This window comes from Rhizobium sp. BK456, from assembly GCF_014194045.1.
Taxonomy (GTDB): domain Bacteria; phylum Pseudomonadota; class Alphaproteobacteria; order Rhizobiales; family Rhizobiaceae; genus Rhizobium; species Rhizobium redzepovicii.
Genome location: NZ_JACIAO010000002.1, coordinates 221,444 through 244,793, shown reverse-complemented (window position 1 = coordinate 244,793; position 23,350 = coordinate 221,444). Strand labels below are relative to the sequence as shown.

The following is a 23,350-nucleotide window of genomic DNA, read 5'->3' as shown; positions in this document are numbered from 1 at the left end:
ACATGGCTGATCAACGCACTCCCCTTGTGGAACTGAAAAACATCTCGATCTCCTTCGGCGGCATCCACGCCGTGGACAATGCCTCGGTCGATCTCTACCCCGGCGAAGTGGTCGCTCTTCTCGGCCACAACGGCGCCGGAAAATCGACGCTGATCAAGATCCTCTCCGGCGCCTATAAGCGCGACAGCGGCGATATCCTGATCAACGGCGAGCCGGCCGACATCCGCAACCCGCGCGATGCCAAGAAATACGGCATCGAGACGATCTACCAGACGCTTGCCGTTGCCGACAATGTCGACGCCGCCGCCAACCTCTATCTCGGCCGCGAGCTGAAGACTCGCTGGGGCACGCTCGACGACGTGGCGATGGAGGCTTCGGCGCGCGAGGTGATGGGGCGGCTCAACCCCAACTTCAAGCGCTTCAAGGAGCCGGTGAAGGCGCTTTCCGGCGGCCAGCGGCAATCGGTGGCAATCGCCCGCGCCATCCTCTTCAACGCCCGCATCCTGATCATGGACGAGCCGACGGCCGCCCTCGGCCCCCAGGAGACGGCGCAGGTGGGCGAGCTGATCAAGCAGCTGAAGAAGGAAGGCATCGGCATCTTCCTCATCAGCCACGACATCCACGACGTCTTTGACCTCGCCGACCGCGTCTCGGTGATGAAGAACGGCCAGCTCGTGGGCCACGCCCGCACCGAGGATGTGACCAAGGACGAAGTGCTTGGAATGATCATCCTCGGCAAGGTGCCGCCCAAGGCCATCCCCGGCCCCGGCGCCATGCAGATCTGAGCGCCGCTAAAGCGCCCTGCCCCAGACAACCCGCTCCGCCGCCCGCAAGGCCGGCGGAGTTTTTCGTTCGACCCCAAGGCTGACGAACAAAAACACCCCGTAAACCGCAAGCATCGGTATTTCTGAGAAATTCGCGATTGAAGCCGGCCGCAAGCTAGGCTAAGAACCACCCATCGGACAGGCGATTCAAACCGCCTCAGGCATGCACCCGTAGCTCAGCTGGATAGAGTGTTGGATTCCGATTCCAAAGGTCACAGGTTCGAATCCTGTCGGGTGCGCCAACTTTCTCGTTCTCGATCACCACATAAATGCGGACTAGATACCACTAAGCGCGGACTGTGAAGACATAAACGCGGATTGACGCTCGAGTTCCGAGTCAATCGAGATTTGATGGTTCCAATTGGACTGAGCGTTGTTGGGAGGCCTGAGCGTCCAAGAAGGCTGGCCTGTCGGTCAGCGCCACCGACGTAGTTTATTGTCTACCTGCGCGCTGCTTGTTCCCTAATCTGGCGTATGGCGTCGTTGAATCCTTTCGGCGTCCCGCTCGAACCCGCCAGCTTTCCGACCCTGACTTGATCGATACGTCTACCTACAACGGCCTTCGGCACGGCGTCCGCGAATGCACGTTGGAGTTCTAGGGAGCGACGCACGTAGGCGTGCGGTGTTACAGCGACTGCCGTGATGACTCCGTCATTCAGCGTCACTCGGACGGTGATGTGAGAGGGCTGCCCGCCGTATTCGCCCGTCGCCGTATACTCGCCGTCGGCGTACTGCGGGGGACGCGCGCCCTGAGCCTCGGCTTGTCCTGAAAGAACCACGGAGAGTGCCGCAGCCATAAGAATATTGCTTTTCTGGTTTCGCATGGTCGATCCCTTCTCATATGAACAGTTCGCCTTCGAAGTCTTCAGACACTTCTACACGCCCGTCCGCAAACATGCGGACGTACGAGAAGTCGAACGTGGTCTTCAGACGCGAGGCGGAACCGAAGAAAAGCGCTGTTGCAAGGCCGTCCGCAGTCGCCGTGTCGGCGGCGATGGCCCAGGTTGCGATGACATCCATGGTGGGACCCCCCGTTCGGCCGTCGAGGACATGATGGAAGTTGTCGCCCCATCGTCTCCGGTTGGCTGCCGAAGCGCAGAGAGATCTGTTCAGCAGGCTCGCGACGCCGATCACCATTGTCGGATCGAGAGGATGTTCCAGACCGACTTCAAGGGCGGTTCCACCAGCGTGGCGCATGTCTCCGCTGCCGTCGACAATGAAGTCTCGGAACCCTGCCTTCTCCAAGACATCAGCTACTAGATCAACGAGATATCCTTTTCCGACAGCGCCGAGGTCGATCGTGAGCGGCTTCCGCGTCGATAGCTCGCTTCCATTCCGGAGCACGTCGCGCCGCCAGCTTGCGCGCTGCAGTCCGCAGTCGATTGGGAGTGGCGACAGCGAATACTCGCGGTCATAGCCCAGCAGTTCGAGATCCCGGCCGATCAAAGGATCCACGGCCCCATCCGTAGCTACGTGAAGCCGGTCGTAGAGATCGAACATCCCCGCCGCTTCGGATGGGAAGACGAACGAGCCACCGTCGACGGCTTCAGAGACCCTCGCGATCATCGAGTCCTTGCGGAACCGGGAATAGGTGCGATCGAAGCTAACGACCAGCCCCAGAATTTCTTCCCGGATTCCGGCATCGAGTGGTGCAGGCGTGTCGACCTCCCAGGCCGTGCCTATGGCATCGAAACCGAAACGGGAGGTCGACATGCCGATACTCCGACCTCGGCTCAAAGCTTGCGGGTGCCGAGCCACTTAACTTTCTCCGGATCGCGATGATCGAAGAAGCTGCTGGTCTTCTGGTCGAGCGCGCTGATCGAGGCGACATCGTCCTGGTCGAGTTCGAAGTCGAAGACCGAGAAGTTCTCGGCCATGCGCTCCTTTCGGACGGACTTCGGGATCGCGACGATATTACGCTGGATCAACCACCGCAGCACGACCTGAGCGACACTCTTGCCATGTTTCTTACCGATCGACTGCAAGAGCTCGTTCGTGAACAGCCCGTTCTTCCCTTCCGCGAATGGACCCCAAGCTTCAGGCTGCACGCCGTATTCCTGGAGGATCTTCTGAGCGTCGTCTTGGTGATGGAATGGATGGATTTCGATCTGATTGACCGCGGGGACGACCTTGTTGTGGAGTGCGAAGTCCACCAGACGGTCGGGATAGAAGTTGCTGACGCCTATCGCGCGGATGCGGCCCGCCTCGTACAACTCCTCCATCGCGCGCCAAGCGCCGTAGACGTCGCCGTAGGGCTGGTGAATGAGCCAGAGGTCGAGATAGTCGAGTTGCAGCTTGTTCAGCGAACGCTCGAAAGCGGCCTTAGCCCCCTCGTACGTCGCATCCTCGATCCAGAGCTTGGTCGTAACGAACAGGTCCTTTCGATCGATGCCGTAATTACGGATCGCGCTGCCAACAGCTTCTTCATTGCCGTACGAGGTCGCCGTATCGAGCAGACGGTAGCCGACGTCGATCGCGTCGCGGACGCTGCGCTCGCATTCGGCGGGATCGGGAACCTGGAAGACGCCGAAGCCTAGGATCGGCATCTGGATCCCGTTGTTCAGCGTGACGGTGGGTACGGTGGTGGTCATTTTCGTATCCTTTGTATGGATGGGAGATCTGTGTGCGCTTGCCTTATTTCCCAACCCGCGCCTGAAGGTGCGCGGGGTATCTGTCTCCGACGATGTCGATCTTCGCGAGGGCATCGGCGATTTCAGAAGCGTCGCTGGCGGTGAGTTCGACCGAGGCGGCGCCGAGGTTTTCCTCCAGGCGGTGCAGCTTGGTGGTGCCGGGGATTGGCACGATCCAATCCTTCTGCGCCAACAGCCAAGCGAGCGCGATCTGAGCGGGCGTGACACCCTTGGCTTCGGCGATCTGGGTCAGAGCTGCCACGAGCGCCTTATTCGCCTTGAGGTTCTCCGCCTGGAAGCGCGGAACCACGCTGCGGAAGTCGCCGGGGCCGAAGGTAGCCGTTTCGTCGATCTTGCCCGTAAGGAAGCCCTTGCCGAGCGGGCTGAACGGCACGAAGCCAATGCCGAGTTCCTCAAGCGTCGGGATGATCGCCTTCTCGGGCTCGCGCCAGAACAGCGAGTACTCGCTCTGGAGGGCGGTCACCGGCTGCACGGCATGGGCTTTGCGGATCGTCTGCGCACCAGCTTCAGATAGACCGAAGTGCCTGACCTTGCCTTCCGCAATGAGATCCTTGACCGTTCCGGCGACGTCCTCGATCGGCACGTTCGGATCGACGCGGTGTTGGTAGAGAAGATCGATCACATCCGTTCGAAGCCGCTTCAGAGATGCCTCGACTGACTGACGGATGTAGGCGGGCTGGCTGTTCATGTGCTGGCCACCGTCGGGGCTTGGAAGTTCGAAGCCGAACTTGGTGGCAATCACCACCTTGCCCCGAACCGGCTGGAGAGCTTCCCCGACGACGTCCTCGTTGGTAAACGGGCCGTAGACCTGTGCCGTGTCGAAGAAGGTCACGCCGCGGTCGTGGGCCGCCCGGATGAGCGAAACAGCATCCTTCGTGTTGGTCGCCACTCCGTAGCCGTGGCTAAGGCCCATGCATCCGAGGCCGAGCGTCGAAACCTCGAGCGTTCCGATAGTTCGTTTCTTCATGATCATTCTCCTTGATCAGGCCGCGCATTCGGTCGGCGCGACTTCTTCCTGGGATTTAGACTGCCGCCGTGCAGCAGGGATGATGGTCAGAAGCGAGATCACCAATGTCGCGATCAGCATGACGGTTCCTGCGTCGAACGCATGGGAAACTCGATACGCTGTCAGGTCTGCTCCGTTGAGGCCATTTGATCCGATGGCGGCAATGGCTATGAGAACGCCGAGGCCAACCGAGCTGCCGATTTGGTGGGCAACGTTCACCGCGCCGGACGCTGCTCCCGCGTCCGCATGATCAACCCGTGCGACACCTGATGATGTCAGTGGACTAAGCGTCAGGCCCTGGCTGATGCCGATCAAAACCATGGGTAGCGCCACCGCTGTCCAGTAGTTGGAACCTACTCCCGCCCGGCTGAGCCAGGCCATGGCGACGATGCCGATCAGCATTCCCACGATAAGGACGGGGTTCCGGCCGAAGCGCCTGATGAGGCGTGGCACGATGACCGCGACCGGGACATGCAGCATCGTGGCGGGGACGAAGGCAAGGCCCGCCAGTGCTGGGCGCAGACCCGCAACCTGCTGCAGATACAGCGTCGTGAAGAAGAAGAAGCCGACCATGGCGCTGATGTAGAGCACGCGGGCACCATATGCGCCCGAGCGCTCGCTGTCAGAGAACAGGCGAAGTGGCAGGATCGGCTGCTTCGCACCGCGCTCGATCAACACGAATGCGCCGAGCATGATGACGGCGGCGATCAGCGTTGCGAGCGTTACGACGTCCCATCCTGCCTGTGCGGAGCGGATGAATCCGTAGACGAAGGCGGCCATACCCAGCGTCGAGGTTACTGCACCGAACAGGTCAAATGTTCCCGGACGCTTCTTTGTCTCGTGGATGTAGATGCGGGCCGCGGCAACCGTGGCGATGCCGATCGGGAGATTGATCAGGAACCCGACCCGCCAGGAGAGCCAGTCCGCAAGCAATCCGCCAACGACGAGACCGACTGTCGCGGACACGCCTGCTGCGGCGCTGTAAAGCGAGACGGCGCGCACACGTTCCTCGCCTTCGTCAAAGGTGGTCTGCAGCAGAGCGAGGGTCGTCGGTGCGAGGATTGCCGATCCCAGTCCTTGGATCGCACGCCACGACAGCATCCATGCAGACGATTGCGAGGCTCCGATGGCAACGGAGGCGACGGTGAAGATTGTCATGCCTACCACGAACATCCGACGGCGGCCAAGTATGTCCCCGGCGCGCGCGCCAAGGAGGAGGAAGCCACCAAAGGTCAGCGTGTAGGCGCTCTGCACCCAGGCGAGCCCGGCGTCCGTGAAGCCGAGTTCGTTATGGATCTTCGGCAGGCCCGTCAGGACCACCGAGATGTCGAGGACGATCATCACGTAGCTGATAAGAATGATCGCAAGGATCGCTGTCTTGTTCGGTGGAGAGGTGGATGTGTTTGCGTCAGACATTGCAGTCCCATTGACTTGCTTGCTCGACGGTCCTCCCCGGCAAGCTACGTTGCGATGACGGAAAGATAGCTCTTGCTGACCATATCGATTAGGGGCAGTAATCGGGATGAAGCTATAAGGAAGCCTAATGAATGCCGCAGGAGAACTTCAACGATCTGCTCGCCTTCGTGACGGTCGCCCGCGAGGAGAGTTTCACGCGGGCTGCGGTAAAGCTCGGGGTGTCGCAGTCGGCGCTTAGCCAGACCGTCCGGGGACTTGAAGAGCGGTTAGGCCTCCGCTTACTGACGCGGACGACGCGCCGCGTGTCGCCGACGGCGGCGGGCGAACGTCTTCTGAAAACCGCCGGGCCGCGCTTCGAGGAGATACAGGCGGAGCTTGCTGCCCTCACCGAGATGCGTGACAAGCCAGCAGGAACGGTCAGGATCACGGCCGGAGAGCATGCGGCGATCTCGGTCCTCGCGCCCTCACTCGACAAGTTCCTGCCCGACAATCCCGATGTGAATGTCGAGATCACCGTCGACTATGGCCTGACCGATATCGTCGCGGAGCGCTACGATGCGGGCGTCCGTCTCGGCGAGCAGCTTGCCAAGGACATGATCGCGATCAAGATCGGGCCAGAGATGCGCATGGCCGTCGTTGGCGCCCCTTCCTACTTCCGCCAGCACCCGTGGCCGGAAGTGCCTCAAGATCTCACCTCCCACAACTGCATCCAGATTCGCATGCCAACGCATGGCAACATCTTGCAATGGGAGTTCGAGAAGGACGGACGCGAACTAAACGTCCGTGTGGATGGGCAGATGGTCTTCAACAACATCGCTATGCGTTTGGACGCCGTCCGGCGCGGTCTCGGCCTCGCCTTTATGCCCGACGATCTGGTGGCCGAGGATCTCGCCAGGGGCACTTTGATCCGGGTCCTTGATGATTGGTGTGCGCCGTTTCCGGGATATCATCTTTACTATCCGAACCGCCGCCACGCGTCCCCGGCATTCCAGCTTGTTGTTAATGCCCTTCGCTACAGAGGGTGACAAGATGTATTGATAAGGAGGGCTAATACCCTCAATCGGAAATACATCCCTAATCATCTGAATGGTGCTCGGTTACTCTCCTGACAGCTCAACGTTCAAAGGCAGGTACCGACCATGTTCAGACCTCTATCCGCTCTCGCGCTCTCCATGTTGCTCCTATCCTCGGGCGTGGCAGGGGCTCAGATCGCTTCGAAGCAGGAGCCGCTGACAATTCAGGAGCAAGGAAGCTTCGCCGTCGGCGGCACGGTATCGAGCACGCCTGGAACCTTCGACAACAACGCTCCCACGGCGGCAGGGCAGACCCTGCATGGCGACCATGCCTACGTATTCTATCAGATTCCGCCGAATCCCAAGCCGCTGCCGATCGTGATGCTCCACGGAGCCTTCCAGTCCGCCCGAAGCTGGGAGACGACGCCCGACGGCCGCGAAGGCTTCCAGACCATCTTCCTTCGCCGCGGCTACCCGGTATATCTCGTCGATCAGCCGCGCCGCGGACGTGCGGGCAACAGCACCGTCGCCATGACGATCGAGCCGACGCCATACGACCAGCTTTTCTTCGACCAGTTCCGCATCGGCAAGTGGCCGGAGTATTTCTCGAACGTCCAGTTCTCCCGCGATCCCGCGGCACTCGACCAGTTCTTCCGCTCCGTCACGCCCAACACCGGGCCTTTCGACGCCAACGTGATCTCCGATGCCATGTCCGCGCTGTTCGACAAGACCGGTCCGGGGATCCTGTTCACCCATTCGCAGGCGGGCGGCCCCGGCTGGTTGACGGCGATCAAGAATCCGAAGGTCAAGGCCATCGTCGCGCTTGAGCCAGGAAGCGGCTTCATCTTTCCGGAGGGCGAGGTTCCGGCCGACATGCCGAGCGCCGCCGGAACCCTCAAGGGCGAAGCGGTGCCCGTCGCCGATTTCGAGAAGCTGACCAAGCTCCCAATCGTCATCTACTACGGCGACAATTTCCCGACCGAGCCTACGGCCGAACGCGGCCAGGACAACTGGCGTGTGCGGCTCGCGATGGCGAGGCTTTGGGTCGATTCGGTCAACAAGCACGGCGGCGACGCGACGCTCATTCACTTGCCTGACATTGGCATCAAGGGCGGCACCCACTTCCTGATGTCTGACCTCAACAATGTCTCGATCGCCGACCAGATCTCCAAGTTCCTGGCGGAAAAAAAGCTGGACTGATCGATCGAGAAGTCCCCGTGGCTGTCGCGACGAAAGACGCTCGTCGCGACAGCCCCAGCGTCACATTGGAAGGCGCACAAGATTTCGAACGATCCCCCGGGGAGCACGTTATGAAGGCTGGAAGACCATCGCCGAACCTCCGGTGCCTATCTCGCGGTATCAACATGTCCGGTCAGCACCTCGAATCGATCACCATAAGACCCGCAGCACGAGCGGATGCCACAGTCCTCGGATCCTATGGCGCCGCGCTCATGTCGCTTCACAACAATTGGGATCCAGCCAGGTTCATTCCCGCCGGGCCAACCACACCCGACAAATACGCTTCGTGGCTCGCGAGCCAGGTTGTCCGCGAGGATGTTGTCGTCCTCGTAGCGGAGGATCGGAATTCTATCATCGGGTACGTCTACGGCGCGCTTGAGGGGGCCGACTACATGGCCCTCCGAGGTCCCGCGGGGGTTCTTCACGACATCTTCGTCGATCCTCAGAGGCGGAGGGAAGGTGTCGGCAGACGCTTGCTGAAACAAGCCATCACGAGGCTTGCGGAAAAAGGGGCTCCGCGGATCGTCCTCTCGACCGCCTACAAGAACAAGGGCGCTCAAGCTCTATTCGACCGAATGGGTTTCCGAGCGACAATGGTTGAAATGACGAAGGATTTCCGGTGACCGAACCTTACGCCATTGGCATCCGACCAAGCATGGCCTCCCTCTAGCTAGATCACACGCAGCCGAGCCTGCGGTAACTCGCGGCCGCAGCGTCTCGATGATCCGTCGAGAGGTCGCCCGGTTTTTATTCCATCACAGCTTATCAAGTGATCGTGATTAATAAGGAGCTCTAATAGGCTCTAGCGGAACAAGCCGTCTAATCCCCCGTGCCGTGGCAGGCTATCTTCATCTCCGACAATTTCGAACACCGAACCTCAGGAGCCGGACATGACGGAGGTCATCGACAGCAGACGACGCGAGTTCCTGGGCGCGACCGCGCTGATCATTTCAGGTGCCATCATAGGAGGTCCAGCAATGACCACCATCCAAGCTGTGGCAGCCGACTTCCGGCAGAACCCGTTCACGCTGGTCTACGACGGGGCGATCACCAAGAACGAGCCTGGCAAGGTGAACATCCACCCTGTGACCTACAAGCTCAACAACCTCGACATCGTGGCGAACGTCTACACGCCTGCGGGGTACGATCCCAGCAGGAAATATCCGACGATCGTGCTCGCCCATCCCAACGGCGGCGTGAAGGAGCAGACGACTGGTCTCTATGCGCAACGACTTGCGGAGCGCGGCTTCATCACGATCACCGCCGACGCAGCCTACCAGGGAGGAAGCGGCGGCGCGCCGCGCAGCATCGACAAGCCCCAGTACCGCATCGAGGACATTCACGGGATGGCGGACTTCATTAGCGGCTTCCCCGGCGTGGACATTGCACGCCTCGGGCTCTTCGGGATCTGTGGCGGGGGCGGCTACTCTCTCGCTGCTGCCAAGACCGACAAGCGCTTCAAGGCAGTTGCGACGCTCAGCATGTTCAACTCCGGGCGCGTTCGTCGGAACGGCTTCCAGGATTCCCAAATGGACACGATCCAGAAACGGCTGCAGCAGGCCTCGGCGGCCCGCGCGCAGGAAGCTGCGGGTGGCGAAGTGCTCTATGCAGGCGACGCCAATCTGACCGACGCACAGATCGATGCGCTTCCGTTCGACCTCTATAGGGACGGTTACCGTTATTACTGGCACACCAATGCTCATCCCGGCTCCACCTTCAAGTACACGATGAGCAGCCTGATGGACTTGATGCGCTGGGACGCCACCGACGAGATCGGCCTCATCGACGTGCCCCTTCTGATGATCGCGGGCACGGCCGCCGACACCCTCTACATGACCGAAGACGCGTTCCCCAAGGCCACGGGCACGAAGGACAAGGAACTCTTCAAGATCGAGGGTGCCAGGCACATCGAGACCTACTGGGTTCCCGAGTACGTGGATGCGGCGCTGGGCAAGCTCGCACCGTTCTTCGACCGAACGCTGGTCTAAGGAGGAAGCGATGACGCGCCACCTGTTCCTGAACGCGTTTCTGACCGTCGGCATAGTTTTGGCGGCGCTCCCCGGCGTCGTCTGCGCCCAGCCTGTCAATGAACCGAAGGAAAGTCCAATGACCTCTCGTGCCCAGCAACTGATGGGGGACACGGCCCCGAGGCTAGCCGAACTGACCGATGACGTGCTCTACGAGGACATCTGGGAGCGGCCGGGTCTGTCTAAGAGGGACAGGAGCCTGGTGACCATTTCGGCCCTGATCGCGCTGAACCGTCCCGATCAGCTCAAATCGCATATTCGCATCGGCCTGCAGAATGGCCTCACCAAGGATGAGATCGTCGAGACGATCACGCACATGGCCTTCTACTCCGGATGGCCGAGCGCCGTTTCGTCGGTGGCTATTGCCAAGGAGGTCTTCGCCGAATGACCGAGAAGAAGATGACATTGGCTTCCGCGATGGCGGCGGCGGCGTTCGTGTCGGCGTCGTCCGCGTTGGCAAGCGAAGCGATCACCATCACGCATGCCGGATCGCAACCGGCGATCGTTGGAGCTCCGGATAAGTTCACCGGATCCGTTCGAGTCGAGGACAACTTCAAGGCAACGGCGCCCGCGACGGTGGGCGGCGCGACCGTCGTTTTCGAACCTGGCGCGCGCACCGCTTGGCACAGCCACCCTCTCGGCCAGACGCTCATCGTGACGAGCGGAGTGGGCGTCGTCCAGATGTGGGAAGGGCGGCAGCAGGAGATCCGGTCCGGCGAAACCGTTTGGATCCCGCCTGGCGTGAAGCACTGGCACGGCGCATCTCCGAGCAATGGAATGACGCACATCGCCTTCTCGGAATCCTTGGACGGGAAGTCTGTCGACTGGCTTGAGCTGGTTACCGACGCCCAATATTCCTCTCAAGCAGCGGAGGGTCAGCAATGACGCGTATTCCCTCACGTCTTACCGTCCTCGCAGCCGTGGCATGCGGCATCGTCATGATCGGCTGGCAGGTGGATGCAGAACCAACCAATGCCACGATGCCTGATATCAGCAAGCTCGTTCACTACACCACGGTGACGCGCGGCGAGGTCACCGAGCACATCATGACGACGCGCGAAGCTATCGAAGCCGTGAAGGCGCGCAAGCCTATCCCGAACGGCACCCATTTCGCGCTCGTCGACTACCGTGAAGGTGAAGTCTTTCGCTACTTCATCATGGAAAAGGGCACCGGATGGGGCGCTGACTATGACGAGAGCCGCCGCACAGGCGACTGGCAATTCCAATGGTTCAAACCGGACGGAACCATCAACGCCGCCGAGAACACCGCCCGCTGCCAGAGCTGCCACAGTTCTCGCGCCGACAGCGAGTTCCTCTACACCTTCAACGACATCCGGCGTTTCGAGTTCGAATGACATGACGTTGCGGATTCGCCTCATCCTTGACTTTGCGAGCCTTGCTCTTGTCGTCCTGTGCCTTGCCTACTGGTGGCTCGGCAACCTGTCGCACGAACTGTTCGGCACCGCGCTCTTCGCGCTTGTGATCGTCCATAACGTCATCAACAGGCGATGGTACTCGAATGCCGCGCGGAACCTGGGCGACGGCTCAAGGCTGCTGAACGCAGCCACCATAGCGTGCCTCGCCACGGTAATGACGGTCATGCTGGTCAGTAGCGTGCTGATCTCGCTGGATCTCTTTCCATTTTTGTCATTGGATGGAGCGTTCGCGGTCCGCGAGATCCATATGTTCGCGGCCTACTGGTTGCTTATGATCCTGGCCTTTCACCTCGGCACCCGATGGGCGGTGGTGATGAACGTGTTTCGCGGGGCCTTCGGCATTGAAGGGGCAAACTTCTTTCGGTCGGTTGCGCTTCGCCTCCTGACTTTCGCCGCCGCCGCATGGGGCGTCCACAGCACCATTGAGATGGGCTTCGGATCCAAGCTGATGCTGACCTACACGCTCGACATGTGGGACTTCAACGAGTCTGCCCTCAGGTTCTTCCTCAACTACGGCTCGATCGTCTGCCTGTACGCTGCGGTGACGCACTACGTCCTGTCGATGAGGAGATGGCGCAAGGGTGTCTGTGGCTCAGGGTCTGGCTTCGCATCACGTCCGCCAGCGCAGACGGCGTCTGACAATCAACGAAAGGGAATGAGATGAGAGAGAAATCGGGAATGCAAATCAATCGCCGCAATCTCCTGCTGGCAGCCGGCGGCCTCGCTGCAACGGCACAGTCAGGTGTCGCTCTGGCTCAAACCTCGGCACCGCCAGCCTCTCCCGGAACGACCTCGTCAGCTATAGGACGGCGCAAGCTCGGTTCACTCGAGGTTTCGAGTGTTGGACTCGGGGTCCAGAACATGAGCCGCACCTACCAGCAGACGATTCCGACGCGGGCAGAGATGCACAACATCATCCGTTCAGCGTTCGATCATGGCTTGACGTTCTACGACGCGGCTGAAGCCTATGGTCCGCTGGAGGTCGAGCGAATCCTTGGGGAAGGCGTCGAACCATTCCGAAACCAGATCGTCATCGCAACCAAGTTCGGTTGGAACATCGATCCCGAAACCGGCGAGCGCAAACCCGGATTAAACAGTCGACCTGATCACATCAGAATCGTGGTCGATGCAATGTTGAAGCGGCTTCGCACCGACCGCATTGACCTTCTATACCAGCACCGTGTCGATCCGCAGGTGCCGATCGAGGATGTCGCTGGAGCGATCAAGGACTTGATGGATCAAGGCAAGGTGCTGCACTGGGGTCTTTGCGAGATGGGCCTGAAAACGCTGCGGCGGGCGCATGAGGCGCTGCCGGTCACGGCCGTCCAGAGCGAATACTCGATGCTCTGGCGGGGGCCGGAAAAGACCGCGATCCCTGTCTGTGAAGAACTGGGCATCGGCTTCGTGCCATGGAGTCCTCTTGGCGTCGGCTTTCTGAACGGCGCGATTGACGCCAAGACGACCTTCGCGAAGGGTGATATCCGCGGCATCGAGGGACGCTTCGTGCCGGAAAACTTGCCGCACAACCTGGCGCTCGTCGAACTCCTCGAAACGTGGGCAGAACGAAAGCAAGCACGACTTGGGCAGATCGCCTTGGCATGGCTCCTTGCTCAGAAACCTTGGATCGTGCCTATACCGGGAACGACACAGATGGCCCACATGATCGAAAACGTTGGAGCCCCCGGTGTCTCTTTTACTGCAGCAGAACTAGCCGACCTGAACGCATCCCTCGCCGCTGTCGAAATCAAAGGTGCCAGACTTCCCGACGCTGTGCAGGCGTTTTCAGATGTTGAGGCCCCTGCGAAGTCATGACCTGAGGGGTTTCGGCTTTGCTGCTCCCTCGGCATCTGTTCCTGCCGAGGGGGCAGATAAACCTTCAATGTCAAGACGCCGGCGCCGCGCTTGGTTGTGAACGACTCTGGATGCCTCAGGAGACAGATGCGGGACAACGTTACGGGCTGATGAGGACCGCGTTTTACTGTTGATGGCGCTGACGAATGATCCTCGCGGTCGCGACTGTGTATTAGATCCTTCAACCAAACTCTCGAGCGAAACGGAACAAAATTGATGCCGCTTTGCGACGATAAAGTGCGTGGCCAGATGGCCCCGATGCAAGCTGGGGAAAGGAACTTCGATTTCTACGATACATCCGGGCATGCGCCCTTTGCAGGGTACCGGGAGCTTATGAATTCTTGGATACTCGAGTTTCCAGAGAATGAGCGTGTGGAACTGGTTAGCAGGATGAAGACCGGGGCGAACGTCCAGTACGAGCAGGCTCTGGCCGAAATCATAATCTACATCGCGCTCAATCGCTTGGGATATAAGATCCGACGAGAAGGCCGGACTTCCTCGCTCGCAACCAGGCGGGCGCCACCGTCGCCTATGTCGAAGTCACGTCATTTATTCAAGAATTCGTCTCGCAGCCGCCCATTGAAGCTTTCGATGACGGCATTCTGGATCGGCTTACCCGGTGCGATGTAGTGCCATTCCACCTTGGTCCGATCCGTCCATTGCAGGATCGCGTTACTGGTGAACTCGCTGCCATCGTCGCTGACAATCATCTTCGGCTTGCCTCGTCCCTCGATGATCCGGTCCAGCTCACGGACCTTGGTGTCACCTCGGCGCTGACATCGACGAATTATCGCGAGTGAGTCGGACTTCGGTCCGATGGTAGACAGCAATCTCTCTGCTAATTTCCGTTCCGCTGAGACAGCAAACTCAGCACGAAAACTCGTTTTCGGGAATCCCCCTTAACCTGGCACCGACGGTTTGCGGGCGGCTAACCTCCCAATTGATCATAGGGTATAGATAATCTGTCGGAGCATCTTGCGTGGGATGGTGTTGCCAGTTCCATCGCATCTTAAGCGGGCGGTCGTCAAAGTCGAAGTCTCTGATTTCCTTCCACGGCGATAGCTCATCGATACGGCTCTGCTTGTGACTATTGACGATGGCAGTGCGCTTGGCGGTCAGATAGCTTTGCGGATCGACGGCATTTGGTTTGCAGGTCTCGATGAGCGAAGCGATGGTCGCACTGTTCTCCTGCGAACGTAGAACGGTTGCGCGCGTAAGCAATACGTCTTTGAGCAAGATCAACCCTGGTTTGGTAACGGCTTACCCTCGTAGCGCACGCGAAAATTCCTCCTGTGAAAATCCTGCTCGAAGCAGACGAAGACGAGTTCCAGGTCATTGGCGCTGTCGCGCTTCCCAAGGAGACTGAGCGTGACAACGATAACGCCACTGTATCCGCGCGTCAGGCGGAAAGCCGCGTTGCGGATGTCAGTCCCTTCTGGATCCTTCCGATCTTCGCGTCGCTCATAGATGACCCAGAATCGGGCAGCATCCCAAGTCTGCCGTAGGATTTGGCTGACCTCTGCCTTAAACTCTTCGGCATGCATTGCCGGCCCCCAAGACAATGCCGTCTCGCCCGCATCGCTAACGACATTGAGGTAACCGTCATATCGGTAAGCGCCTGACAGTGACCGTTCGATCATCTCGAATGCCGTGTTTTCGCTGATTGTTGTTTTGAAGAGAATTGCCATGGAATCGCTGCGTGCCACTGCCGATATGTCGGTGAGACGGCAAGACTACTGGGTGTCGCCTGGGCGAGCAACGGTGACATAATTGTCGGGCATCCGAGTCCGCCGCATCGTTCCGGAAATCTGCCTTTCCATACCGGAGACATAGGTAATAGAACGTCCCCAAGACATGGGTGACAACCTTGTGCCGAACGGGCTCTCGATGGTTTGCAATGTCCTCCGCTCCAGATCGATATATCCGAGATCATCGCGCGTGAAGCTGACGAGCCAAACGCCGTCATCGACCTCCGCGACGTCGAGCCTCTGGCCGGCCATGACTGTGAAGATATTGATCTTCTTGCGGTACATGCAGATGCGGCCGCAATTGGTCACCAGTACGTCACGGTCGTGGAAGCGTATTTGTGCTTAGCTTCGATGAATGGGCGCATTGGCGCGATTTCGCCTCTGGTGGGGGCCCGCATCCTAAATTCGCCAAGCTCACGCGTCCGCTCGTTAGCAATTTGTTGACCATAAGCTGGCTTTATTGGGCCTGATGGATGCGGAGTTCCCGCCCGTCGTCGAGTGTTTGGTGTGGACGGGATTGTTCGTGTTGAAGTATCCAGTGCAAGGATTATCGGGCGGAGCCTTGGGCGGAATTGCCACACTCCTGTCGCGTGCGGAACGCTTCGCAGCGCGCACCATTCTGCCGGCGCTGTTTGCGCTGCCGGCGCTTGTCGGTTCTGCATCCTTTGCCTCCGCTGAGGATCGCGCCCTGAAGCTGTTCTTTACCCATACGGGCGAGAAGGCGACGATTACCTATAAGCGCGACGGAAAGTTCGATGCCAAGGGCCTTGCCCAGATCAATCGGTTTCTGCGCGACTGGCGAAGGAACGAGCCGACCCGGATGGATCCCCGGCTGCTCGACCTGGTCTGGGAGGTGTATAAGCGCAGCGGCGGCAAGGACTACATCCATATCGTCTCCGCCTATCGCTCGCCCGCGACCAACAACATGCTCCGCAACCGCTCGCGCAGTACCGGCGTCGCCAAGAAGAGCCAGCACATGCTGGGCAAGGCGATGGATTTTTATGTTCCCGGCGTGAAGCTTTCGACGCTGCGGGCGCTTGCCATGCAGATGCAGGTCGGCGGTGTCGGATATTATCCGACCTCGGGATCGCCCTTCGTGCATCTCGACGTCGGCAATGTCAGGGCCTGGCCCCGCATGTCGCGGCAGGAACTCGCACGCATATTCCCGAATGGGCAGACGATGCATCTGCCGGCGGATGGCCGGCCGCTGCCGGGATATAATCAGGCGGTTGCGAACCACAGAAAACGCGGCGGCCCCGCCTCGATCCAGATTGCCGGCACCGCGGGAGAAGACGAAGAGGTGGCGGTGTCGACCAGGTCGAGCGGCGACTCCCCAGACGGAAAGCTCGTGACGGCGCTTCTGCCAACGCCGGAAAGCCGAGCCTTGAATGCGCTCGCGCTGCAGACCGGCGCGGCCGAGCCGGATGGCAAACGGTCCGTTCCGGATCTTTCCTCCTTGCCGATTCCGATACCGGCGATGCGGCCGGCCGCCTTTGAGCACGGCGCCGATGTGGACAAACTGGAGACTGCGTCGATCGGCCCGATTGCCGCACTTCCGGAGAGACCGGCGTCGGCAGTGCCTGTTCACGCCCGTTTCCATCCCCGCATTGTTGCCCCGGAGGCCTCCAGGCACAGCGCTGATATGATCGCCTCGCTGCCGATGACCGCTTCCTGGGAAGAAGCAAATTTCCTCGGATCGACATCCCAAGCGGCGCTGATGCAATGGGCGCTGCATTCTCCCGGCGCGGCGATGGGATTGAGCGCGCCTCGTGTCTCCCCGCGCGCGGTTCATCATGAGGTGAATGTGGCGACGTCGGGCGAGGATGTCATCCCGGTCGCTGCCAGCGGCCCGGTTGCCGTCAGCGGCCCGTTCGATGCCGGCCGGTTTACATCGGCACCGGAGGGCTGACCGCGATCATCATGGGGAGCATGGGAGCGACCGTGCCGTCAGTCGCAGACGATGCCGTAGATTTCGCGATATTGCTCCAACTGTTCTTTCGGGCCGGATGACAGCAGCGGGCAAGCGGTGTAGTTTCCCTTCACTTTCCCATTCTCGGTATACATCCAGTCGAAGATATCCGACTTCTCGAACTCGACGCGATCATCAGGCTTGATGTTGTTGATGTATTCCGGCGTATCGCTGAGAAGAGCGGTGAAATGGTCACCTGATACCTTGATCTGATAGACCCACATGAATTCCACATTCGGTGCCATCTGGTCAGTGGTCAGCGCACACCCTTGGCCTTGTCCGTGAAACCGAGCTTGATGCTGTAATTTTCGGTTCCGGCCGGTGGATTGCGCAGTTTCTCGAGGAAGCCACCCAACTCGCTATTGGACTTCTCATGGGCTCTGGCCATAGCCGGATCGCCGGGCGCGATCAACTGAACGTTGTCGGTGGCCAGAGCGAGCTCGGTGGGAATGATCAGAACGAATAGGCCAAGCATTGAGATGACTGAAATGACGTTGCGCAAGATTCGATGGCCTTAAATTGTTGTGACTATACCGCGCAACATATCTATCTCTGGTTGATCTTCAAGGCCGGGTTGATGCACCAGCGCCGCTGTTGCTGTGCCACCGCGTTAGCACTGTGTTAGCGCGCGTGATTTACTTTCGTGACGCTAGGGGAAACCCGCTATCGGTTGCAACCGGGCAAGCAGAGCGGCGACGAGCCCCGAAACGTCGACGACTGACGGAGATTACATGAAACTGGTCCCAGGCAGCTTGATATTATCGTGTGCCCTACTTCTGTCCAGCGTGCCGGGATTCGCCGCCTCTGGCGGATGGCAGTCGGATGGCCAGGGCACGAGATACTGGCACGTCACTCCGCCGCCCGGGCAATGCAATATAAGCCAGGCAAAAAACCGGGCGCTTCGGGCCGGCATCTATCGCAGCGAGATCATACAGCAGGATGACAATGTCATCGTGCTCAGAGGTCTGGATCAATCGGGCGACCGGCGGGAGATCGGCTTCGCCAACATCAGGGGATGCCCCGAGTTGGATGGCTATGAGGATGGCCGCCCCTGAGGGCATGGCCGGAGTTTGTTCGACGAACGCTGCGACCGGATATGCTGCAGGCCGCCCAGCCCACCCCTACTCGCTCTGCCGCAAATTGCGGATCCGGTCGAACAGCACCGCCAGCACGATCGCCCCGCCGATGAACGTGCCCTGCCAGAAGGCGTTGATGCCGAGCAGGCCGAGGCTGTTGCGGATCACTTCGATCAGCGCTGCGCCGACCAGGGCGCCGAAGGCGGTACCGACGCCGCCGGCGAGGTTGGCGCCGCCGATGACGGCGGCGGCGATGACCTGGAGTTCCATGCCGGCGCCGATATTGGTGGTGACGGCGCCGAGCCAGCCGGTCTGGACGATGCCGGCAATGCCGGCCGAGAGCGCCGAGATCATGTAGACGGCAACCTTGATGGTGCGCACGGGAACGCCGGTCAGCGTGGCGGCATGTTCATTTCCGCCGATTGCGAAGACATAGCGGCCGAAGCGCGTCCAGCGCAGCACGAAGCCGGTGATGAGCGCCAAGATGACCATGTAGAGCACCGGGTTGGCGATGCCGAAAAACCAGGCGCCGCCGCCGAGCGCAAGCAGTTTGTCGTGGTCGGGGCCGAACTGGAAGACGACAGTGTTGTTGGAGGCGACCATCGCGAGGCTGCGCGCAATCGACAGCATGCCGAGCGTCACCACGAAGGGCGGGAAATTGAGATAGGCGATCAGCACCCCGTTGAAACCGCCGATCACCAGCGCCGTGACGATCGCGGCGGTGATGCCGACCTCGATGGAATAGCCGGCGTTCATGGTGACCGCCAGCACCATGCTGCAGAGGCAGAGCACCGATCCTACCGACAGGTCGATGCCGCCGGTGATGATGACAAGCGTCATTCCGAGCGCGATGATGGCGACGAAGGTGACGTTGCGGGTGATGTTGTAGAGGTTCTTCGACGTCGCGAAGGAATCGGTGGCGAAGGACAGGAAGAGGCAGGCGAGAAGCACGGCGATCAGCACCCAGAATGTTTGACCGCCGACAAACTCCGCAAGCCGGCTGCGCTGCTTCTGTGCAATCGTCTGGTCCAGTGTCACTGCCATTTCGACCTCTCACTCCAGATAGGGCATTTCCGTCAGCGGTGTTTCTTCCGCAGGACTAAGCACTGCCGCTCAGACCTGTTCGATGGCCCCTGTTATCAGTCCCGTGACTTCCTCGGGCGAACTCGCCGCGATCGCCTTGTCGGCGACCTTCCGGCCGCGGCGCATGACGATCACCCGGTCGGCGACGGTGAAAACATCGGGCATGCGATGACTGATCAGCACGACCGCGATGCCGCGGTCGCGCAGCTCGCGGATCAGGTTGAGGACTTCGGCCACCTGGCGGACCGAAATGGCCGCCGTCGGCTCGTCCATCAGCACGATCTTTGCCTCCGACAGCATGGTGCGCCCGATCGCCACCGCCTGCCGCTGGCCGCCCGACATCTGTTTGACGAGATCGCGCGGGCGGGTTTCCGATTTCAGTTCCTTGAAAATCTCGCCGGCGCGCCGGTACATCGTCTTGTAATCGAGGATGCGAAACGGGCCGATGCCGCGGCGCAGTTCCCGCCCGAGGAAGACGTTCGCCGCCGCCGTCAGATTGTTGCAGAGCGCCAGATCCTGGTGGACGATCTCGATGCCGTGCTGGCGCGCCTCGACCGGGCGGTGCATGACGATCTCCTTGCCCTCCAGCCGCATCGTGCCTTCGCTCGGCCGGAAGTTGCCGGCGATCATCTTGACCAGCGTGCTTTTGCCGGCGCCGTTATCGCCCATCAGGCCGACGACCTGGCCGGCTTCGAGTGTAAACGACACGTCGTTGACCGCCTGGATGGCGCCGAAATGTTTTGAGATATTGGTGAGTTCGAGAACCGCGACCAGCCGACTACCCTCCCCGGAACCTGCAGGCCTGCTTTCGCCGCCGGTTACCCGGTTGCCAGTCAGTCGCCTGCGATCTCGCTCGGCCGATCTCCTCCCGGAAAAGCGATTATGAGCATTAATGCAAAAGCGCCAGGAATCGTCAATCAAATGTCCGCTAAATCAGCCCCTCATCACAAAAATCTATTTTGTACGACAAATACAGATTGACGCCGGAAACGCGGGCATATTAGCTGTTACTGGGGAGAGAGGTATGCTGATCCTTGTCACCGGGGCTACGGGCAAGGTCGGGCGGCGCTTCATTACTGGGCTGCTTGACGAGCCGCGATTTTCCAAAGCACGCATTCGCGCGCTTTGTCATAATCGTGTGCTCGAGGAGACCGACCGCATCAGTGTGGTGAAGGGCTCGATCGCCGACAGCAATGTCGTGGCAGCGGCAATGGACGGCGTCACCCATGTCGTGCATCTCGCCACCTGCAAGGAAATCCCGGCCGACGTGATGGATATCACCGTCAAGGGCCTGTTCTGGCTGCTCGAGGCATTCCGCGCCAGCCCCACGGCCAAGCAGTTCATCCTGATCGGCGGCGATGCCGGCATCGGACATTTCTTTTATCGCCATGACGGGCCGGTGACCGAAAAGACGCCGCATCGCGCCTATCCCGGCTGCTACGCGCTCTCCAAGGTGCTGGAAGAAGTGATGCTCGAGCAGTTCGCCATCCAGTATGGCATCAACACCTGCTGCCTCAGGGCGCCCTGGATCATGGAGAAGGACGATTTCAAATACACCCTGTCCTTCGGCGACGATGTCTTCGGCGGGCCGGACTGGAAGACGCTGGTGCCGGCTGATGATGCCGAGCGTTACGCGCATGATGGCACGGTGCCGCTGCTGCGCGATGCCGACGGGCGGCCGCTGAAGCGCAATTTCGTGCATGTCGACGATCTCGTCGCGGCAATCCTTGCGGCAATCGACAATCCGCGCGCCAAGGGCGAGCTTTTCAACATCTCGATGGATCGGCCCGTCGATTATGGCGAGGTCGCCGCACACCTTGCCCGCACGCGCGGGCTCGGCTCGGTCGATATTGCAAGCCAGTTTCACTCGAACTGGATGGACAACAGCAAGGCCAGATATCTCTTGGACTGGAAGCCGGTCTACGATCTGGAAAAGCTGATCAATTCGGCTTGGGACCACCAGCGTTCGAAGGAGGAGCCTCGGGTCGTCTGGTATCCAGGTTGATGACGCGGCGGGTGCAGAAGCGCTCGTCTTTTTCAATGGGAGGAAGCTATGAGGAAGGCATTATTGCTTACAGCTGCAGTTATGGCGCTGACGGCCGGACAGGCCTTGGCCGCCAAGAAGCAGCTGGTCATCGTCGTCAAAGGCCTCGACAACCCGTTCTTCGAGGCGATCAACCAGGGTTGCCAGAAGTGGAACAAGGAAAACGCATCGGCCGAATATGAATGCTTCTACACCGGCCCGGCATCGACCTCCGATGAGGCCGGTGAGGCGCAGATCGTCCAGGATATGCTGGGGAAGGCCGATACCGCGGCAATCGCCATCTCGCCGTCGAACGCCAAGCTGATCGCCCAGACGCTGAAGACCGCCAATCCGAGCGTTCCAGTGATGACGCTCGATGCCGATCTTGCTGCCGACGACGCGGCGCTGCGCAAGACCTATCTCGGCACCGACAACTATCTGATGGGCGCCAAGATCGGCGAATACATCAAGAAGGCCAAGCCGAAGGGCGGCAAGATCTGCACCATCGAAGGCAATCCCGGCGCCGACAACATTCTGCGCCGCGCCCAGGGCATGCGCGATACGCTGAGCGGCCAGAAGGGGCTGGCGGCACTGAAAGGTGAAGGCGGCTGGACGGAGGTTGCCGGCTGCCCGGTCTTTACCAATGACGACGGCGCCAAAGGCGTGCAGGCGATGACCGACATCCTTGCCGCCAACACCGACCTTGATGCCTTCGGCATCATGGGCGGCTGGCCGCTGTTCGGCGCCCCGCAGCCCTACCGCGACCTGTTCAAGCCGATGGCCGACAAGATCGCCAAGAACGAGTTCGTCATCGGCGCCGCCGACACGATCGGCGACGAAGTGGCGATCGCCAAGGAAGGCCTGGTCACCGCGCTGGTCGGCCAGCGGCCGTTCGAAATGGGCTACAAGGCGCCAACCGTGATGATGGACCTGGTCGCCGGCAAGAAGGTCGACGATCCGGTGTTCACCGGGCTGGACGAATGCACCAAGGATACCGTCGACACCTGCATTCAGAAGTGACCTCGGCATTCCATCAATGATGCGGCTCGGAGCGCCCACGCACGTGGGCGCTCCGATGATCATACAGCGCTCACCTGCGCACCGATCCAGTCCGAAAATGCCCGCATCGCCGTCGTGACCGGCCGCGACTGCAGGCGCGTCAGCCAGTAGCTGCCGAGCGATATGGCGGTAGCGAAAGGCTGGACGATCGCGCCTGAGGAAAGATGCCTTGTGAACATCGATGGCGGCGCGAGCGCGACGCCGAGCCCCTGAAGGGCCGCCTCCATCATGCCGACAGAGGAATCGAAGACGATGCCGGCATTGACCTGCGCCGCCGGGGGAACGCCTGCCGCCTGAAACCAGCTGCTCCACTCATCCGTCCGGTAACTGCGCAGCAGCACCGCCCCGGCAAGATCTTCAGGCGATTGCAGATGTTCCGCCAGCTTGGGGATGCAGAGCGGCGAGAGCGGCGCTTCGAACAGGCGCTGCGCCTCCGTTCCATGCCATGAACCGCTGCCGAAGCGGATGGCGAAATCCAGCCCTTCGGCGGCCGGATCGACCCGGTTGTTGTTGGTGGACATGCGGAGATCGATAAAGGGATGCCGGCGCCGGAAATCCGCAAGCCGCGGCAACAGCCAACCGACAGCAAATGTCCCGACTACGCCGAGGAACAGCAATTCGCGCACCTGCCCGGCTTCGATCCTGTCCAGCGTCGTCGCCATCTGGTCGAACGAAGCCGTCACTGTCGGCAGCAGCGCTTCGCCCTCGGCGGTGATTTTCAAGCCGCGGGGAAGACGCTGGAACAGCGCCACCCCCAATCGCGTCTCCAAGCCTTTGACCTGCTGGCTGACCGCCGCCTGAGTGACGCAGAGCTCGATCGCCGCACGGGTGAAGCTCAGATGCCGTGCGGAGGCTTCAAAGGCGCGCAGGCCGTTCAAGGGGAGGAATTGCCGAACCATGTGAGCCCTAGATTTTCTTGTGGCTGCTGC

General features: G+C 60.4%; 24 protein-coding genes, 1 tRNA gene and 3 pseudogenes. 15 read left to right on the top strand and 13 right to left on the bottom strand.

All coding sequences use genetic code 11. The features are described 5' to 3' along the window. Positions 1-2 precede the first annotated feature (2 nt). Positions 3-785 (top strand): ATP-binding cassette domain-containing protein, encoded by a 783-nt coding sequence (locus FHX03_RS07455; RefSeq protein WP_007630865.1) that lies wholly within the window; start codon positions 3-5, stop codon positions 783-785. Positions 786-989: 204 nt separating this feature from the next. Next, positions 990-1,066: transfer RNA gene (locus FHX03_RS07450), tRNA-Arg, on the top strand. 595 nt (positions 1,067-1,661) lie between these two features. Here the strand turns inward: FHX03_RS07450 and FHX03_RS07445 are convergent. From FHX03_RS07445 to FHX03_RS07430, 4 genes are read right to left on the bottom strand one after another with little or no spacing between them, the layout of a single operon-like run. Continuing rightward, positions 1,662-2,537, bottom strand: a complete 876-nt coding sequence (locus FHX03_RS07445; protein WP_183853136.1) for an FAD:protein FMN transferase — start codon at positions 2,535-2,537, stop codon at positions 1,662-1,664. A gap of 20 nt (positions 2,538-2,557) precedes the next feature. Then, a complete protein-coding gene (locus FHX03_RS07440) occupies positions 2,558-3,415 on the bottom strand; it encodes an aldo/keto reductase (protein ID WP_183853134.1) in 858 nt (285 codons plus the stop codon). Positions 3,416-3,458: 43 nt separating this feature from the next. Continuing rightward, positions 3,459-4,442 carry an aldo/keto reductase gene (locus FHX03_RS07435; RefSeq protein ID WP_183853132.1) on the bottom strand — a complete coding sequence of 328 codons (984 nt, stop codon included), beginning with the start codon at positions 4,440-4,442 and terminating at the stop codon, positions 3,459-3,461. 15 nt (positions 4,443-4,457) lie between these two features. Further along, entirely contained in the window at positions 4,458-5,897 is a 1,440-nt protein-coding gene (locus FHX03_RS07430; protein ID WP_183853131.1) for an MFS transporter, read from the bottom strand. A 131-nt stretch (positions 5,898-6,028) separates the two neighbouring features. Between FHX03_RS07430 and FHX03_RS07425 the strand changes: the two genes are divergently transcribed. From FHX03_RS07425 to FHX03_RS07385, 9 genes are all read left to right on the top strand, one after another. Beyond that, a complete protein-coding gene (locus FHX03_RS07425) occupies positions 6,029-6,922 on the top strand; it encodes a LysR family transcriptional regulator (protein ID WP_183853129.1) in 894 nt (297 codons plus the stop codon). Between the two features lie 147 nt (positions 6,923-7,069). Further along, on the top strand, positions 7,070-8,110 hold the full coding sequence (locus FHX03_RS07420; RefSeq protein WP_375166325.1) for an alpha/beta fold hydrolase: 1,041 nt from the start codon (positions 7,070-7,072) through the stop codon (positions 8,108-8,110). 110 nt (positions 8,111-8,220) lie between these two features. Next, on the top strand, positions 8,221-8,772 hold the full coding sequence (locus FHX03_RS07415; protein WP_246699204.1) for a GNAT family N-acetyltransferase: 552 nt from the start codon (positions 8,221-8,223) through the stop codon (positions 8,770-8,772). Between the two features lie 354 nt (positions 8,773-9,126). Next, positions 9,127-10,137, top strand: a complete 1,011-nt coding sequence (locus FHX03_RS07410) for an alpha/beta hydrolase (protein WP_246699212.1) — start codon at positions 9,127-9,129, stop codon at positions 10,135-10,137. A 10-nt stretch (positions 10,138-10,147) separates the two neighbouring features. After that, the gene (locus FHX03_RS07405; RefSeq protein ID WP_183853123.1) at positions 10,148-10,564 is read left to right on the top strand and encodes a carboxymuconolactone decarboxylase family protein; all 417 of its coding nucleotides are present in this window, start codon (positions 10,148-10,150) and stop codon (positions 10,562-10,564) included. Further along, a complete protein-coding gene (locus FHX03_RS07400) occupies positions 10,561-11,061 on the top strand; it encodes a cupin domain-containing protein (RefSeq protein ID WP_183853121.1) in 501 nt (166 codons plus the stop codon). The genes FHX03_RS07405 and FHX03_RS07400 overlap by 4 nt, the downstream gene beginning before the upstream one ends. Next, on the top strand, positions 11,058-11,531 hold the full coding sequence (locus FHX03_RS07395) for a cytochrome P460 family protein (protein WP_183853119.1): 474 nt from the start codon (positions 11,058-11,060) through the stop codon (positions 11,529-11,531). The genes FHX03_RS07400 and FHX03_RS07395 overlap by 4 nt, the downstream gene beginning before the upstream one ends. A gap of 1 nt (position 11,532) precedes the next feature. Further along, on the top strand, positions 11,533-12,276 hold the full coding sequence (locus FHX03_RS07390; RefSeq protein ID WP_183853117.1) for a DUF4405 domain-containing protein: 744 nt from the start codon (positions 11,533-11,535) through the stop codon (positions 12,274-12,276). Beyond that, positions 12,273-13,424, top strand: a complete 1,152-nt coding sequence (locus FHX03_RS07385; RefSeq protein ID WP_183853115.1) for an aldo/keto reductase — start codon at positions 12,273-12,275, stop codon at positions 13,422-13,424. The genes FHX03_RS07390 and FHX03_RS07385 overlap by 4 nt, the downstream gene beginning before the upstream one ends. Before the next feature lie 587 nt (positions 13,425-14,011). Here the strand turns inward: FHX03_RS07385 and FHX03_RS07380 are convergent. The 4 genes and pseudogenes from FHX03_RS07380 to FHX03_RS35045 form a co-directional block, all read right to left on the bottom strand. Beyond that, a pseudogene (locus tag FHX03_RS07380) lies at positions 14,012-14,221 on the bottom strand (integrase core domain-containing protein); the annotation flags it as partial. A gap of 292 nt (positions 14,222-14,513) precedes the next feature. Continuing rightward, positions 14,514-14,648 (bottom strand): annotated as a pseudogene (locus FHX03_RS07375) (transposase domain-containing protein); the annotation flags it as partial. 53 nt (positions 14,649-14,701) lie between these two features. Continuing rightward, a complete protein-coding gene (locus tag FHX03_RS07370; RefSeq protein WP_183853113.1) occupies positions 14,702-15,151 on the bottom strand; it encodes a hypothetical protein in 450 nt (149 codons plus the stop codon). 177 nt (positions 15,152-15,328) lie between these two features. Then, positions 15,329-15,541, bottom strand: a pseudogene (locus FHX03_RS35045) (IS481 family transposase); the annotation flags it as partial. Positions 15,542-15,680: 139 nt separating this feature from the next. On the opposite strand from FHX03_RS35045, the gene FHX03_RS07360 reads away from it, so the two are divergent. Beyond that, the gene (locus FHX03_RS07360) at positions 15,681-17,120 is read left to right on the top strand and encodes a DUF882 domain-containing protein (RefSeq protein ID WP_246699203.1); all 1,440 of its coding nucleotides are present in this window, start codon (positions 15,681-15,683) and stop codon (positions 17,118-17,120) included. 38 nt (positions 17,121-17,158) lie between these two features. On the opposite strand, the gene FHX03_RS34320 is transcribed toward FHX03_RS07360, so the two are convergent. Beyond that, the gene (locus FHX03_RS34320; RefSeq protein ID WP_246699202.1) at positions 17,159-17,425 is read right to left on the bottom strand and encodes a DUF2314 domain-containing protein; all 267 of its coding nucleotides are present in this window, start codon (positions 17,423-17,425) and stop codon (positions 17,159-17,161) included. 11 nt (positions 17,426-17,436) lie between these two features. Next, positions 17,437-17,682 (bottom strand): DUF2314 domain-containing protein, encoded by a 246-nt coding sequence (locus FHX03_RS34315; RefSeq protein WP_246699201.1) that lies wholly within the window; start codon positions 17,680-17,682, stop codon positions 17,437-17,439. 229 nt (positions 17,683-17,911) lie between these two features. Here FHX03_RS34315 and FHX03_RS07350 point away from each other — a divergent pair, with 229 nt between their 5' ends. Next, on the top strand, positions 17,912-18,235 hold the full coding sequence (locus tag FHX03_RS07350; protein WP_183853109.1) for a hypothetical protein: 324 nt from the start codon (positions 17,912-17,914) through the stop codon (positions 18,233-18,235). A gap of 66 nt (positions 18,236-18,301) precedes the next feature. Here the strand turns inward: FHX03_RS07350 and FHX03_RS07345 are convergent, their stop codons facing one another. Together FHX03_RS07345 and FHX03_RS07340 are read right to left on the bottom strand one after the other, a co-directional pair. Beyond that, positions 18,302-19,300, bottom strand: coding sequence for an ABC transporter permease (locus FHX03_RS07345; RefSeq protein ID WP_097626447.1), 999 nt, complete (start codon positions 19,298-19,300; stop codon positions 18,302-18,304). Positions 19,301-19,369: 69 nt separating this feature from the next. After that, a complete protein-coding gene (locus tag FHX03_RS07340) occupies positions 19,370-20,260 on the bottom strand; it encodes an ATP-binding cassette domain-containing protein (RefSeq protein WP_097626445.1) in 891 nt (296 codons plus the stop codon). Between the two features lie 103 nt (positions 20,261-20,363). On the opposite strand from FHX03_RS07340, the gene FHX03_RS07335 reads away from it, so the two are divergent. After that, positions 20,364-21,344: an NAD-dependent epimerase/dehydratase family protein gene (locus FHX03_RS07335; RefSeq protein WP_183777544.1), complete on the top strand. Its 981-nt coding sequence runs from the start codon at positions 20,364-20,366 to the stop codon at positions 21,342-21,344. Between the two features lie 48 nt (positions 21,345-21,392). After that, complete coding sequence (locus tag FHX03_RS07330; protein ID WP_097626441.1) at positions 21,393-22,382, top strand: substrate-binding domain-containing protein; 990 nt, start codon at positions 21,393-21,395, stop codon at positions 22,380-22,382. Between the two features lie 59 nt (positions 22,383-22,441). Here the strand turns inward: FHX03_RS07330 and FHX03_RS07325 are convergent, their stop codons facing one another. Next, entirely contained in the window at positions 22,442-23,320 is an 879-nt protein-coding gene (locus tag FHX03_RS07325; protein WP_097626439.1) for a LysR family transcriptional regulator, read from the bottom strand. Positions 23,321-23,350: the final 30 nt, after the last annotated feature.